Annotated in this window: 14 protein-coding genes; 6 read left to right on the top strand and 8 right to left on the bottom strand. The window is 64.1% G+C overall.

All coding sequences use genetic code 11. The features are described from left to right. Positions 1 to 26: 26 nt before the first annotated feature. Positions 27 to 935: a LysR family transcriptional regulator gene (locus tag QMK17_RS17160; protein ID WP_283510494.1), complete on the bottom strand. Its 909-nt coding sequence runs from the start codon at positions 933 to 935 to the stop codon at positions 27 to 29. Positions 936 to 1,018: 83 nt separating this feature from the next. Here QMK17_RS17160 and QMK17_RS17155 point away from each other — a divergent pair, with 83 nt between their 5' ends. From QMK17_RS17155 to QMK17_RS17130, 6 genes are all read left to right on the top strand, one after another. After that, positions 1,019 to 2,449, top strand: a complete 1,431-nt coding sequence (locus QMK17_RS17155) for a CitMHS family transporter (RefSeq protein WP_283510493.1) — start codon at positions 1,019 to 1,021, stop codon at positions 2,447 to 2,449. Continuing rightward, the gene (locus QMK17_RS17150) at positions 2,446 to 3,798 is read left to right on the top strand and encodes an acyclic terpene utilization AtuA family protein (protein ID WP_283510492.1); all 1,353 of its coding nucleotides are present in this window, start codon (positions 2,446 to 2,448) and stop codon (positions 3,796 to 3,798) included. Before QMK17_RS17155 ends, QMK17_RS17150 begins: the two co-directional genes overlap by 4 nt. Further along, the gene (locus tag QMK17_RS17145) at positions 3,795 to 4,100 is read left to right on the top strand and encodes an AtuA-related protein (protein ID WP_283510491.1); all 306 of its coding nucleotides are present in this window, start codon (positions 3,795 to 3,797) and stop codon (positions 4,098 to 4,100) included. The genes QMK17_RS17150 and QMK17_RS17145 overlap by 4 nt, the downstream gene beginning before the upstream one ends. Before the next feature lie 60 nt (positions 4,101 to 4,160). Beyond that, the gene (locus tag QMK17_RS17140) at positions 4,161 to 4,751 is read left to right on the top strand and encodes a TetR/AcrR family transcriptional regulator (protein WP_283510490.1); all 591 of its coding nucleotides are present in this window, start codon (positions 4,161 to 4,163) and stop codon (positions 4,749 to 4,751) included. Positions 4,752 to 4,831: 80 nt separating this feature from the next. Further along, positions 4,832 to 5,524 carry a type 1 glutamine amidotransferase domain-containing protein gene (locus QMK17_RS17135; RefSeq protein ID WP_283510489.1) on the top strand — a complete coding sequence of 231 codons (693 nt, stop codon included), beginning with the start codon at positions 4,832 to 4,834 and terminating at the stop codon, positions 5,522 to 5,524. 302 nt (positions 5,525 to 5,826) lie between these two features. Next, entirely contained in the window at positions 5,827 to 6,240 is a 414-nt protein-coding gene (locus QMK17_RS17130; RefSeq protein WP_283510488.1) for a hypothetical protein, read from the top strand. A 14-nt stretch (positions 6,241 to 6,254) separates the two neighbouring features. On the opposite strand, the gene QMK17_RS17125 is transcribed toward QMK17_RS17130, so the two are convergent. From QMK17_RS17125 to QMK17_RS17095, 7 genes are all read right to left on the bottom strand, one after another. Further along, on the bottom strand, positions 6,255 to 7,520 hold the full coding sequence (locus QMK17_RS17125; protein ID WP_283510487.1) for an MFS transporter: 1,266 nt from the start codon (positions 7,518 to 7,520) through the stop codon (positions 6,255 to 6,257). Between the two features lie 40 nt (positions 7,521 to 7,560). Continuing rightward, on the bottom strand, positions 7,561 to 7,974 hold the full coding sequence (locus QMK17_RS17120) for a RidA family protein (RefSeq protein ID WP_283510486.1): 414 nt from the start codon (positions 7,972 to 7,974) through the stop codon (positions 7,561 to 7,563). Next, complete coding sequence (locus QMK17_RS17115) at positions 7,971 to 8,306, bottom strand: hypothetical protein (protein ID WP_283510485.1); 336 nt, start codon at positions 8,304 to 8,306, stop codon at positions 7,971 to 7,973. The genes QMK17_RS17120 and QMK17_RS17115 overlap by 4 nt, the downstream gene beginning before the upstream one ends. Beyond that, entirely contained in the window at positions 8,303 to 9,385 is a 1,083-nt protein-coding gene (locus QMK17_RS17110; protein ID WP_283510484.1) for a Rieske 2Fe-2S domain-containing protein, read from the bottom strand. Before QMK17_RS17110 ends, QMK17_RS17115 begins: the two co-directional genes overlap by 4 nt. A gap of 1 nt (position 9,386) precedes the next feature. Next, positions 9,387 to 9,620, bottom strand: coding sequence for a recombinase-like helix-turn-helix domain-containing protein (locus QMK17_RS17105; protein ID WP_283510559.1), 234 nt, complete (start codon positions 9,618 to 9,620; stop codon positions 9,387 to 9,389). 461 nt (positions 9,621 to 10,081) lie between these two features. Further along, positions 10,082 to 11,749, bottom strand: a complete 1,668-nt coding sequence (locus QMK17_RS17100; protein WP_283510483.1) for a thiamine pyrophosphate-binding protein — start codon at positions 11,747 to 11,749, stop codon at positions 10,082 to 10,084. Positions 11,750 to 11,777: 28 nt separating this feature from the next. Continuing rightward, positions 11,778 to 12,560, bottom strand: coding sequence for an SDR family oxidoreductase (locus tag QMK17_RS17095; protein ID WP_283510482.1), 783 nt, complete (start codon positions 12,558 to 12,560; stop codon positions 11,778 to 11,780). Between the last annotated feature and the right edge of the window lie 12 nt (positions 12,561 to 12,572).

Raw genomic sequence — 12,572 nt, 5'->3', positions numbered from 1 at the left:
CAGTCATACCTCACGGCATTCAAGCTTCACGGCAGTGTCGTCTCACGATCTTTGCGTGGCAGCAACATCTCGATGAATGCCCGCGAGCTCGCACTATGGTGGCGCCTCGGAAGCTGCACCACCGAGATGGTGCGGTACGCCTTCGGCTCGAGTGGGACATACGTCAGCGGCGCGAAGGACATCATCGGTACGACGAGTTCCGGCACAACCGTGATACCAAGTCCCGCGGCGGTCAGCCCGGCGACGGCGCCCACGTTGTGAGCTCGAACGACGGGCCCGACGTGGACGCCTGCATTGTCCAGAGCTCGTCGCACAGGTCCGTCGATGCTCGATTCCGGACCGAACGCTATGAACGACTCGCCCGCCAGCTCGGTCCAGTCGACCGAGTCGCGTCCGACGAACCTGTGGTCGGACGGTACCGCGCAGACAAAGAGATCCCTCGTCACCGGCTCCGCGTCCAGTCCGTCCTCCCGTTCCGCAGCGGCGGCGAGAGCAAAGTCGACGGAGCCATCTCGTACCGCAGACAGCACGTCGTCGCGCAGGCCGTCCTGAATGTGCACGGTGACCTCGGGATGCTGACTACGGAAGTCGACGATGTACTGCGGCAGGTACGTCGCCGCCAGGGATGGCAAGCAGGCGATGGTCACCGTGCCGCGCTCGCCGGAGACGAAGCGCCCGATCTGTCGTAGGCCCTCGTCGAACTCGAACAGAACCCGGCGGGCGAACGACGCCACCTCGCGGCCGTCTCCGGTGGGTGTCACGCTTCTGGTGGTGCGCACGAACAGGCGGACCTTGAGCCGCCGTTCTGCCTCGGCAACTGTCCGGCTGAGGCTTGGTTGGGACACGTCGAGCGCCCCTGCTGCTGCCGTAAAACTGCCGTGATCCGTCAAGGCCACAATTGCCCGCAGATGCGCGATGCCGATATTGATACTCACAGTGCATAAACCTATGCCCTATTGATGTTGGACCGCATGAGGTGACCCACGCAACAATCGACATATTCGATGAAGGGGTTCACATGCTTACTCTGTTGGGGTTCACGACCATGGTCGTGATCCTGGGCTTGCTGTTCACGCAACGCGTGGCTGCAATCGTGGCCCTGGCGGGTGTTCCGCTGGCCGCGGCATTCATTGCCGGAAACTCTCCCTCCGAGGTCGCAGGATTCGTCAAGGAAGGCCTCGGCGGAGTCGTCGGCGTCGCCGCGATGTTCCTGTTCGCGATCGTGTTCTTCGGAATCATGCGCGACGCCGGATTTTTCGACCCGATCATCGCGCGGATCGTACGCTGGGCCGGAAGTGCACCCCCCACCGTCGCGGTCGCGACGACAGCACTCGCCGTCGTTGCCCACCTGGACGGTGCGGGCGCAGTCACTTTCTTGATCGCGGTACCCGCGATGCTGCCGATCTACGAGCGACTCGGGATGAGCAGGCTGGTCCTCGCCACCTGCGTCGGACTCGGTGCCGGCGTCATGAACATCGTGCCGTGGGGTGGCCCGACGGCACGCGCCGCGGCAACGCTGGGGGTCGACTCGAACGAACTGTGGGTTCCGTTGATCCCCGCCCAGATCGCCGGTGTCTTCTTCGCGCTCGGCGTGGCGTACTACCTCGGCAGGCGCGAACGGACCAGGCTTGCCAAGGTTGCAGCCGGTGACGTCTCCGCCGAGGTGGAGGAGTCGACGGCCCGTGTTGGAGAACGTTTTCCGGTGGCCGCAGGCAGTGGTAGCGCGGGAATGTCGGGCGGTGGTGGCGATCATTCCGAACCCGATGATCCACAAGGCAAGGCCCCGGAAAGCGACGCAGCCGCGGGGGACGACCTGAAACGACCGAAGCTGTACTGGGTGAACGTCACCCTCGTTCTCGCAACGCTTGGCGTCCTCATCTCGGCGATCATTCCTCCTGAAATGTGCTTCCTGATCGCGACAATCGTTGCGCTGCTGATCAATTACCCCGGGATGAAGGCGCAGTCGGCGCGAATCGACGCCCATGCGACCGGTGCGATGCTGATGGTCGGCACGTTGCTTGCCGCCGGTGTGCTGCTCGGGGTGCTCGAAGGCAGCGGCATGATCGAGGCCATGGCGGTCAGCACGGCCAATGTCATTCCCGACGGCATGGCACCCGCGCTCCCTCTGATCGTCGGCATCCTGGGGGTCCCGATGAGCCTGGTGTTCGGACCGGACGCCTACTACTTCGGTGTGCTGCCGGTGCTGATCGAGGTCGGCGATCAATTCGGTGTCAGCGCAACCCAACTCGCGCAGGCTTCGATGCTCGGTGAGGAAACCGTCGGCTTCCCGATCAGCCCGATGACCGGTGCGTTCTACCTGCTCGTCGGCCTCGCCAAGGTCGATATCGGTCGCCATATTCGACACACGATCGGGTGGGCGTGGCTCGTAAGCCTCGGCATGCTCGGTGTCGCCGTGCTGACCGGTGTCATCCCGGTGTGGGCGTCATGACGCGCCGGGAGACGGTCCGGCTCGGGGCAGGCGCCGGCTTTGCAGGCGATCGCATCGACCCGGCTGAAACATTGGCCAAGCGCGGCGCGCTCGACTACTTGATCTTCGAGTGTCTCGGTGAACGCACCGTCGCGGCCGGGCAGGCTCGCCGATTGGTCGATCCGAATGCCGGTTTCGACCCGCTTCTTGCGGCGCGGATGCGCGCAGTGCTCGGTGCGACGACGGCGCAGGGCACCACCGTGGTAACCAACTCCGGTGCGGCCAATCCTGTTGCGGCAGCTGATGTGGCCGCCAAGGTGGCGGCGCAGGTGGCTACTCGCTCCACTCGCGTCGCTGCAGTGACCGGGGACGATGTGCTCGCGGCCGTCCGCAAGCACAATCCGGTCGTGTGGGAGACCGGCGCGCTTCTGTCCGAGCACTCGGAGGAGTTGGTGTCGGCCAACGCATACATCGGTGCCGATGCAGTGCTTCCCGCGCTCGACGGGGGAGCCGATGTAGTCATCACCGGCAGGCTTGCCGATCCAGCTCTGTATCTGGCACCCCTGATGTTCGAATATGGTTGGGCCGCGGACGATTGGGAGATCCTCGGTGCGGGCACCGTCGTCGGGCATCTGCTCGAATGCGCCGGCCAATTGACTGGCGGCTACTACGCCGACCCGGTCACCAAGCCGGTGAAAGGGCTTGCGAACTTGGGGTTTCCGTTCGGTGATGTCAAGGCCGACGGAAGCGCGGTATTTGGAAAGGTCGAGGGCACCGGAGGCGAATTGACCATCCGTACGTGTGCTGAGCAGCTGCTTTACGAGGTGGGCAACCCGGCGAGCTACCTGACGCCCGACGTGACTGCTGACTTCACCGGGGTGTCGTTCGAATCTGTCGGGTCGGACCTGGTGGCGGTGAGCGGTGGACGGGGCTGTGAACGGCCGGACGAGCTGAAGGTGACGCTCGGGTTTCGCGGTGGGTGGATCGGCGAGGGGCAGATCAGCTACGCCGGCCCTCGCGCTCGCCAGCGGGCTGAGCTTGCAGGAGAGATTGTGGTGCAAAGACTCTGGGATGTGCACGGCATCCCGTCGGAAGACGTCGGTATCGAGTACGTCGGAACCGGTGCAGCTTTTCGTGGGCTCGGACCCGCAGTCGATGCTCCGGAGGTTCGGCTGCGCGTCACCGCGAAAGTCGCTGACGCGGAGTCGGCTTCCATCGTGGGGTGGGAAGTCGAGAGCCTGTATACCAACGGCCCTGCGGGCGGCGGTGGCGCGAGGCGCGGTAGCAACGAGGTGCTCGCCATCCGGTCGTGCCTGATCCCCCGCACATTGGTGTCCACCGCAGTTCACATGACGGAGGTGAAGGTATGAGGACCGTCGACGATGTCGCGGATGTGCGTACCGGAGACAAGGGGGACACGCTCATCCTTGCTGTCTTCCCGCGGACCGACGAGCACTACGAGTTGCTGACGCGGGTGCTGACAGCCGACGCGGTAGCGTCGCATTTTGCGCCTTCGGTGACCGGGCCGGTGCGGCGATCGGAGATGCCGCTGGTCTCGGGCCTGGTTTTCGAGCTTCCGGGTGTGCTGGGCGGGGGAGTGACCGGATCGCCAGTCCTCGACGGGCATGGCAAGTGTCTGAGCTATCACCTGCTGGGGATGCGGTTGCCCTGATCGTTGTCGGTCACGGTGCCGGACTAGACGACTGGTCTACTAGCGTGTACGGTCGGTGACATGCCAGTGACCGAAACAACCGACACGCGAGAGGCGATCATCGCCTGCTCTCAGCGTCTGATGGCCCGAAAGGGTTATACGGCAGTCGGGTTGAGTGAGATCCTGGCAGCGGTGCACGTCCCGAAGGGGTCGTTCTACTACCACTTCGCGTCGAAGGATGCGCTCGGCGAAGCGATGCTGCGGTCCTATTTCACGGACTACCTGGCGGACTTCGACGAGATCCTGAGCCGCAGTGACCGAACATGGGCGCAGCGGATCATGGACTACTTCGCATCGTGGATCGAATCGCAGAGCAGTTTCGAGTGCTCGGGCAAATGCCTGGCAGTCAAGCTGGGAGCCGAGGTCGCGGACCTGTCCGAGTCGATGCGTATCGCGTTGAAGGACGGGGTCGCGGCGATCATCGAGAGGATTGCGCGTGCCATTGCAGGCGGTATCGACGAGAAGTCGGTGACGCTGGTGGGGGACCCCCAGATGGTCGCGGCGTCGCTGTACGACCTGTGGCTCGGCGCAAGTGTGACCGCCAAGCTGAGTCGGACAACGGACTCGATGGACAACTCTCTGGTTCTGACTCGAAAGATCCTGGGGATCTGAAGCCTTGTCGCACCCTGAGCGGCATGGTCGTACCAAGTACTAGTCGACCGGTCTACTGGTCGCCGATGAAAGGAATATCCATGAAGGTTCTGATGGTTCTGACTTCCCACGACACGTTGGGCACCACTGGTCGCAAGACTGGTTTTTGGTTGGAAGAGCTTGCTGCGCCGTACTTCAGGTTCAAGGACTCGGGCGCCGACATCGTGTTGGCATCGCCTCTCGGTGGCAAGCCGCCACTTGATCCGAAAAGCAACGAACCCGACTTCCAGACGGACGACACTCACCGCTTCGAGGCCGACGAAGCTGCCACCACACAGCTCGCGGACACCGTCGTTCTGAGCTCGGTCGACGTCTCCGAGTTCGACGCCGTCTTCTACCCCGGTGGCCACGGACCGCTATGGGATCTCGCGGACGATCGTACGTCGATCGCCCTCATCGAAACTGCACTGCACCAGCAGATCCCGGTTGCTCTGGTCTGCCACGCGCCCGGTGTGTTGCGGCATGTCGTGAATGCTGACGGACAGCCTCTGGTGCAAGGTCGCAAGGTCACCGGATTCACCAATGGTGAAGAAGAGGGCGTCGGCCTGACCGATGTAGTGCCGTTCCTGGTCGAGGACGAGCTGATCAAGCTGGGCGGCGACTACAGCAAGGGCGACGATTGGGGTTCCTACGTCGTTCGCGATGGCATCCTGATTACCGGGCAGAACCCGAATTCGTCGGCAGCGGCTGCGGCTGAACTCATCGAACTGGTCGGCGGTACGGCCGCTAACTGATGTGGTTCGCTTGAATGGTCCTTTCATACGATCTGATCGTATGAAAGGACCGTTCGCTCGTTCATGGGTTGGTGGCCACAGGGTTTCGTGGCGGGACGACAATGACATTCGGGGCGCCGTTGTCGCGAAACCACCGTTGAAGTTCGTCACCGCCGATGATGTGGGGTTCGTCTGAACCGATGTCGATTGAGTCTTTGACATTGCCACTCATGCCGGTGATGTCTGCGCCACCCAAGCGCGCGTCGCTGAGGTTCGCGTTCCACGGAGCGGATGCCCACTCCGCGTTCGCTAGAATCGCAACGGTGACCGACCGGCCGATTACGCTCGATACCCTGGGCGCTTGGGTGATCAAATGCAATCCACACACCACCGACCTCGCGCCCATGGTCACTGCGGGACGGGCCAACGAGTGGTGGTGCGTGGCAGAGAACTACCGAAGCCGTTTGATGGCTCCCGAGCAACCAGTTCTGTTCTGGGTCAGTTCACATCGACTGCGTGGGCTGTGGGGAGCGGGTCGTCTGACGGGTGTCGCGGTGCCCGGTCCCCGGTGGAAAGTTCCGACGGATATCACGCTTTTCGACGAGCCGATCCTCGCGGCCCGGCTTTCAGCGATTGCGGAACTTCACGCACTGGAAGTCTTTCGCTCGCCGCAACAGTCGAACCCGTCGTGGATCGACCGCGACGCCTGGTCCACTGTCCGTGCATTGATGCCGTAGACACGTAACTTCGATCAGGCCCGCACCGGCGGCACGCTCTCCCGGTCCGCGGTGACGGAGACACGAATCCGTCCGAGCACCACCACGACTATCAGAGCGGCGAATACGGGGATGCAGGCGAGCAGCACTATCGTGCTCGTCTTGGTCCCGAGGCCGATGAGAGCGCCGCCGACAATCGGGCCGATGACCGAACCCAGACGCCCCATCGACGATGCCCAGCCGACGCCGGTCGCAGCGGTCCGCTGCGGGTAGATCGATACCGCCACTGCGGCCTGGCCGATCATGCCTGCTTGCAAGCCGAGGCCGACACCGCCGAAGACCAGCAACAGCAAAGCCTTGTCCGGTCCGAGGAATGCCGAGATCACCAGGAAGACGATGGCTGCGGCGGTAGTTCCGGCCAGGACGGACGTCATCCGGAACTTCAGCACGCCGACGATGAGGATGCCGGCACCGATGATGCTTCCGACGCCGAGCGCGGCAGATCCGAGTGGGGCAAGTCCGGTGCTGAAGCCGTAACTGATCAGCAAGGTTGGTAGCCACGACGAGAAGATATAGAACACGGAGAACACCAGGAACGAGAAGGCCCACAACAGCAATGTCCGTGTGCGAACTTCCGGATCGAAGAGTCGGGCGACTGAAGCGCTGTGCTTGGCATCGGAGACGGGAACATGGCCGGTCGTGGTGCGCTCGTCTGGAAGCCCGAACCATAGGAACGGGAACAGCACGGCCGAGGCGGCAGCGCCAAAGACGAATACCGACGGCCACCCGAAATTGCTGACCAGTTGGCTACCGGCGATGCCGGCGATCAACGCGCCGAGCGAGATACCCATCGTGACGAAGACGGCGATCGATTGGCGCAAACGCGCTGGGTTCAGCGCGGTCGCCTGAGAGACAGCCGCAGGCATGACGGCACCGAGGCCGAGGCCGGTCACGAACCGCAAAGCGGTCAGCTCGAGGATGCTGCTGGACCAGGCTGTAAGCAGAGAACCGACGGTGAAGACCGCTACGGCGAACAATATGACGTTTCGGCAGCCGAACCGGGCGACCAACCGTCCCACCGCGATGTAGCCGATGGCGACGCCCAGGCTTGTCAGTGCCAGGGCGGGTGTGAAGTGCGATGCCGAGACGTCCCAGTCTCGTGCGAGAGAGGGGATGGAAAGTCCGAGGGCGATGGTGTCGTAGCCGTCGAGCACGACGGCTACGAAGGCCAGCGCGAGCACTGGCCAGTTCGTCCGTGTGATGTCGGTGGCGTCATTTCTTGTCATGGTCGGTCCGCTCATTATGCGTCCTGGAGGTTGTGTCGGCACCTGTTGCGCCGAATCAGACAGGGTGTACGTCCATGGATCGGACGGAAGGAATGAAGCCGTGAGCCTCGATCTCGACACTGAGATCCGGTTCGATCAGTGCTGCTACTTCGAGAAGCGTCGAGCAGGGGAAGTCGCCGGTGAAGACGTCAGCGCGTGCACGCCCCACGGCAGCTTTGTCGTCCATGTCGATCAGGTAGATCCGAAGCGAGACGATGTCGTCGACCTCGGCGCCGCACGCTTCGGTCAGGGCGGTAATGCGTCGGAACGTCTCGACGGCCTGCGCGTACGTGTCCGTGCCGCCGACCGGGCCCGACGGTGTGCCCGCGTGCATGCCGGAAAGGAAGAACTGGTTGCCGATGACGCGGGCGTTGCTGAACATCCTGGGCCGAGGAGGTTCAGGGACGTCGGGATGGGTGATGCGAGTCATGGCGCGAGAGCTTTTCGGCGTTCGTCCGACTCCCGTACGAGCCGCTCGCGCACGGGTACGAAGTCGTACGTCGGATAGAAGTCTGTGGTGAATGTTCCCCAGGCTCGGCGTTCGAGTTCGACGTTGACCGCGGCCAAGCGGTGTGCGGGGAGCCGAAGCGTGACAATCTGCCCGATTCCCATGGCCACCACCCAGGACACGATCTCGCATCCCTCGGGCGGGAATCCGTGCCACCAGTCGTTGTCGTCGAGGCGGCCCTGTAGCTGTTCGAGATTTCTACTCTGATCGTGGCGTAGAAAGACCGTCAGCATCAGAGTGTCGTCGGCAGTCATGTGTTCGCGGCTGCGAGTTGGTCGGCTTGGGTGATCGCGTCGGACCGGTACAACCGCCGAATTCGCGAGACGCCCAGGTCGTGCTGGTACAGGTGTTCCTCGTGGTCGGCGTCGGACGCGAGCACCTCCAGCACCGCACGATCCTGCTCGAGTACTTGCCAGTGCTTTGCTTCGAGGACGGTTCGGTACAGGAACCGCCACGACTCGCGCTCCCAGTCGCTGACGCGTCTGGTGCGCCAGTGGAAGATCGCGGAGTTCTCGGCATCGACGGGAGTGCTCATTCCGACAATTCCGAACACACCGCCGGGTCCGGCTCCGGGCCCGTACGGAATTTCCAGATCGACGAAGTCCATGCACCCCCGAACGAACTCGACCCAGTCGAAGTTGACGCCGCGTTGATCGGTCTTCTCGAAGAAGAAACCGCGGTCGGTCTCCCTGATGCGGAAGCGTGCCGAGACGTCGCCACCGAACATCGAGTGCGAGTCGCGATGCAGGAACGCCCCGTGCATCGGGTCGAGAACGTTGTCCATGTAGAACCGCCAGGGGCCGGCCCACTCGGCGTAGTTGGGGAACCACGACACCTCGGGATCGGCCAGTCGGTTGGGTAGCACGAAGGGCGTGGGCACCGAGTCGTTCGTCAGTGGAACGAACGCAAATATGGTGTCGGCGGCTTCGACCACCTCGAGGGACACCGTCGCGCGTCGGCCTTCGAGCGCGCATCCGGGCATGCCGGGAACGGAGACCACTGTGCCGTCGCCGTCCACCTGAACTCCGTGATACATGCACGCGATGCGGTCGCCCAGATGTTGGCCGGCCGAGAGCGGCGCACTGCGGTGCGGGCACCGATCCTCGAGCATGCGCACTGTGCCTTGGGCGTCACGGAACAGAACCCAGTCGACGTCGAGACGGCGCACCGGCACCATCGCACCCGGGTCGACCATGTGCGACGGCAGGATTGGATACCACCGATCTCGTATCCCGGTCGCGGCGATGTCCTCGGCTCCCAGATGGCGACGGGTGCCGACGGCAAAGGTCGGGCCGGATCGGCGACTCGCGGGGCGCGTTTCGGTAGTGGTCATCTCAGTTCCCCAATCTGCGCATCTCGGCGCGAAAGTTCTCGGTGGTCCACGGGCCGCCATCGGGGCCGTGAAGGCCTAGATCGTTGAGCCCGGCGACGACACCGTCCAGGGTGTCGACTCCGCTGGAGTAGATCTCGGTGAGCGATCCGGCGAGTTTGCGTTCGTAGGGCGTGATCGGTTGCGGGTGCGTTTGATTCACTTCCAGATACGGCTCGCGGGCTGTGCGAGTTGTCATCGGGATGCTCCTTCGACGAGGGGAGTGGGCGGGGTCAATGCAGTTCCCGAGCGACGGGCCAGTCCTTCGGCGATGGTGACGAAGGACGAGGTCCACTCGTGGAACGATTCTCGGTTGCCGGTGTGGACGGGGTGAGTGCAGTCGTCGATGACGACGAATACTGCGTTGTCGATGTCGCCGGCGAGGTGTTGAGCGACAGTCAGGTCGGTGGTCGGTGGTCGGGTCCGGTGCGGATGCGACGACGAGCGTCGGAACCGTTACCGCGGCAAGCAATTCGCGGTGTGTCTCGACGTCGAAGACCGGGTCGGCGAGGATCAGGCTCACGACAGTATCCGGGTGCTGGACTGCTAGTTCGACGGCTGCCAATGCGTCGACCCCGGCGGCGAAGACGTGGGTGGGAATCTGGGCGGACACTGCCATCGCGGCACCGTCGTCCCACCAACGGATGGCGGCGACGGCGGTCATCGGTCGGCCTCCTGAGGAATGTGGACGGGCGGCACGAAGGCACCGGGGGTTGGCTGGATCGACGCGACGTCGACCTCGATGAGGCTGGGTCCCGTGCGTTCGACTGCTATGTGCAGGGCGTCGGCGAATGCGCCGGAGTGTTTGATCAACTGGTAGGGGATGTCCATCGACGCTGCCAGCAGATCGAAGCGTGGAGTGTGCAGGTCGACGCCTGCGCGGCGGAACCCGTTCTTCTCCTGCATGTTCCGGAGGACTCCGTAACCCCCGTCGTTGAATACCACGACGATGGCGTGCGCGTTCGATCCGGCCAACGAAGCCAGCTCGCCCAGGTGGACCGCGAGACCGCCGTCGCCGACGATGATCAGGGTTGGGACGTCGGGCCGGCCGTGGGCGGCACCGATCCCCATCGCGAGGCCTTGGCCGATGCCGCCGCCGAGCGGGAAGATGTTCGTTTCGCGTTCGAGGATCGGCAGCAGTCGGTTACCCCACTGGCTCGAGGGGATGGTGACGTCGCGGGCGATCGGGGAGCGTTCGGGCAAGATGGACCGGATCGCGGTGCAGATCTCGGCGTAGCCGCCGATGTACTCGGTCAGGTCCGCGCGTACGTGCTCACGCACCTCGGTGACGCGGGTCGTCCAGCCGTCCTTGGGGCCGACCTGTTCGGCCAGGGCGGCGACGACTGTACGGGCGTCACCGGTGATGCCGACAGCGGCGGGGTACACCCGTCCGATCGTCGTCGGCTCGATGTCGATTTGAATGATGTTGTCGGGCAATCGAAGGCTGTACGACGCTGTCTCGTTGGACCGGAAGTGGGTTCCGATGGCGATGAGAAGGTCGGCGTCGGCGAGCAGCGCGCGCCCCTGCGGCGTGGTGGCAAAGTTGCCGACGACCAGTGGGTCGGATTCGGGGACGATCCCGCGGCCCGAGTTGCTGGTGATGATGCCGGCGCCGAGGCGGTGCGCCAGGTCCGTCAGTTCACGGCCTGCGCCTGCTGCGCCGCCGCCGAGCCAGAACAGCGGCGTTTTGGATTCGCTGATCAGCTCGACAGCGCGAGCGATGGCCGCGGGGTCGGGATCTGCGACTGGCGACTCCGTCATCTCGAACGGACGTTGCTTCTCGGGCGACGCGAGGTACTGCAGGTCGGTCGGCCACTCGATGCTCGCCGGTCCGTTCGGGGCCGAGCGAATGCGGCGTATCGCGGTTTCGAGCTCCACCACAACGTCTTTGACGTCGGTGATGGTTGCGCTGTGCACCGAGATGGCGTCGAGGAGTTGTGGTTGCTTCGGAGACTCGTGAATGACGCCGCGGCTCGGTGCCGGACGGCCCGGGGCCAGAAACTCGGTTTCGATCTGGCCGGTGATGTGCAGAACCCGGCTACCCGCGGTCAGGGCCTCGATCATCGAACCCGCTGCGTTTCCGGCGCCGGTGCCGGTGCTCGTCAGCGCGACGCCGATGCCTCCGGTCGCTCGGGCATAGGCGTCGGCGGCGTTCACCGCGGCGGCTTCGTGTCGCATCTCGACGAACTGCAGATCGCGGTCCACGGCTTCGACGAGCGGAAGGTTGTGGATGCTGATGACGCCGAATGCTGTGGTGACGCCGTGGCGTCGCATCACGTCGACGAGCACGTCACCGCCGGTGCGGCGGGTGCTTGGCTCTGTGGTCATGTCATTCTCCTGGATCTGCTTGGGTGAGTCAGACGTAACGGTGGACGCCGCCGCCGACGTCGAGAGATGCGCCGGTGATGTAGCTGCTGCGGGGAGACAGCAAGGCTGTGATGGGGAATGCCAGCTCGTCTGCGGTACCGAATCGGCCGAGACCGATGCCTCTGTCGGCGGCGATCTCCGCACTCCAGTCCGCGAAATCCAATTCGGTATCGCTGTCGCCGTGGCGACGTTGCCACTGCCCGGTGTCCACCAGCCCGAGTAACACCGAGTTGACTCGGATGTTCTCGGCGGCATAGTCGTTGGCCAGCGAACGGGAGAGGTTGAGCAAACCCGCCCGCGCAGCGGCCGTAATGGCCAAGCGTGACTCCGGCTGCCGAGACAGTATCGCGTTGACGACGACGATCGAGGCCGAATCCGACGATGCCAGCGCCTTCTTCGCAGCGCGCACCACGTTGAGTGCGCCGAAGATCTTCAGGTCGAATTCTGTTCGGATGTCGTCGTCGGATGTGTCGTCGACGGTGCTCATCAGGGAGCGGCCCGCGTTGCAGACCACGCCGTCGAGTCCGCCGAGACGGTCGATCGCCTGCGACACGAAGTTCTCGACCGACTGCCGATCGGTGACGTCGCACGTCGCGGTCACCACGTCGGTGATCTCGGCCAGTGCTGCTGTTGCCTCGCGGAGCCGAGGTTCGTCGCGTGCGCACAGGGCAAGCCGGGCGCCTTCTCCGGCGAGCATGGTCGCCGTCGCGAGCCCGATGCCAGAGCTTGCGCCCGTGATCAGGATTCGACGGCCCTTCAATTGCAGGTCCATTGATTTAGCTCC

This window comes from Rhodococcus sp. G-MC3, from assembly GCF_030063335.1.
Classification (GTDB): domain Bacteria; phylum Actinomycetota; class Actinomycetes; order Mycobacteriales; family Mycobacteriaceae; genus Rhodococcoides.
Note: the sequence above shows the minus strand (reverse complement) of the source record. Positions and strands in the feature narration are given on the sequence as shown.

Excerpts from the sequence above, each read along its gene's own strand:
- QMK17_RS17155 (WP_283510493.1), top strand. The coding sequence starts at position 1,019 with ATGCTTACTCTGTTGGGGTTCACGACCATGGTCGTGATCCTGGGCTTG.
- QMK17_RS17150 (WP_283510492.1), top strand. The coding sequence starts at position 2,446 with ATGACGCGCCGGGAGACGGTCCGGCTCGGGGCAGGCGCCGGCTTTGCA.
- QMK17_RS17145 (WP_283510491.1), top strand. The coding sequence starts at position 3,795 with ATGAGGACCGTCGACGATGTCGCGGATGTGCGTACCGGAGACAAGGGG.
- QMK17_RS17140 (WP_283510490.1), top strand. The coding sequence starts at position 4,161 with ATGCCAGTGACCGAAACAACCGACACGCGAGAGGCGATCATCGCCTGC.
- QMK17_RS17135 (WP_283510489.1), top strand. The coding sequence starts at position 4,832 with ATGAAGGTTCTGATGGTTCTGACTTCCCACGACACGTTGGGCACCACT.
- QMK17_RS17125 (WP_283510487.1), bottom strand. The coding sequence starts at position 7,520 with ATGAGCGGACCGACCATGACAAGAAATGACGCCACCGACATCACACGG.
- QMK17_RS17120 (WP_283510486.1), bottom strand. The coding sequence starts at position 7,974 with ATGACTCGCATCACCCATCCCGACGTCCCTGAACCTCCTCGGCCCAGG.
- QMK17_RS17115 (WP_283510485.1), bottom strand. The coding sequence starts at position 8,306 with ATGACTGCCGACGACACTCTGATGCTGACGGTCTTTCTACGCCACGAT.
- QMK17_RS17110 (WP_283510484.1), bottom strand. The coding sequence starts at position 9,385 with ATGACCACTACCGAAACGCGCCCCGCGAGTCGCCGATCCGGCCCGACC.
- QMK17_RS17105 (WP_283510559.1), bottom strand. The coding sequence starts at position 9,620 with ATGACAACTCGCACAGCCCGCGAGCCGTATCTGGAAGTGAATCAAACG.
- QMK17_RS17100 (WP_283510483.1), bottom strand. The coding sequence starts at position 11,749 with ATGACCACAGAGCCAAGCACCCGCCGCACCGGCGGTGACGTGCTCGTC.
- QMK17_RS17095 (WP_283510482.1), bottom strand. The coding sequence starts at position 12,560 with ATGGACCTGCAATTGAAGGGCCGTCGAATCCTGATCACGGGCGCAAGC.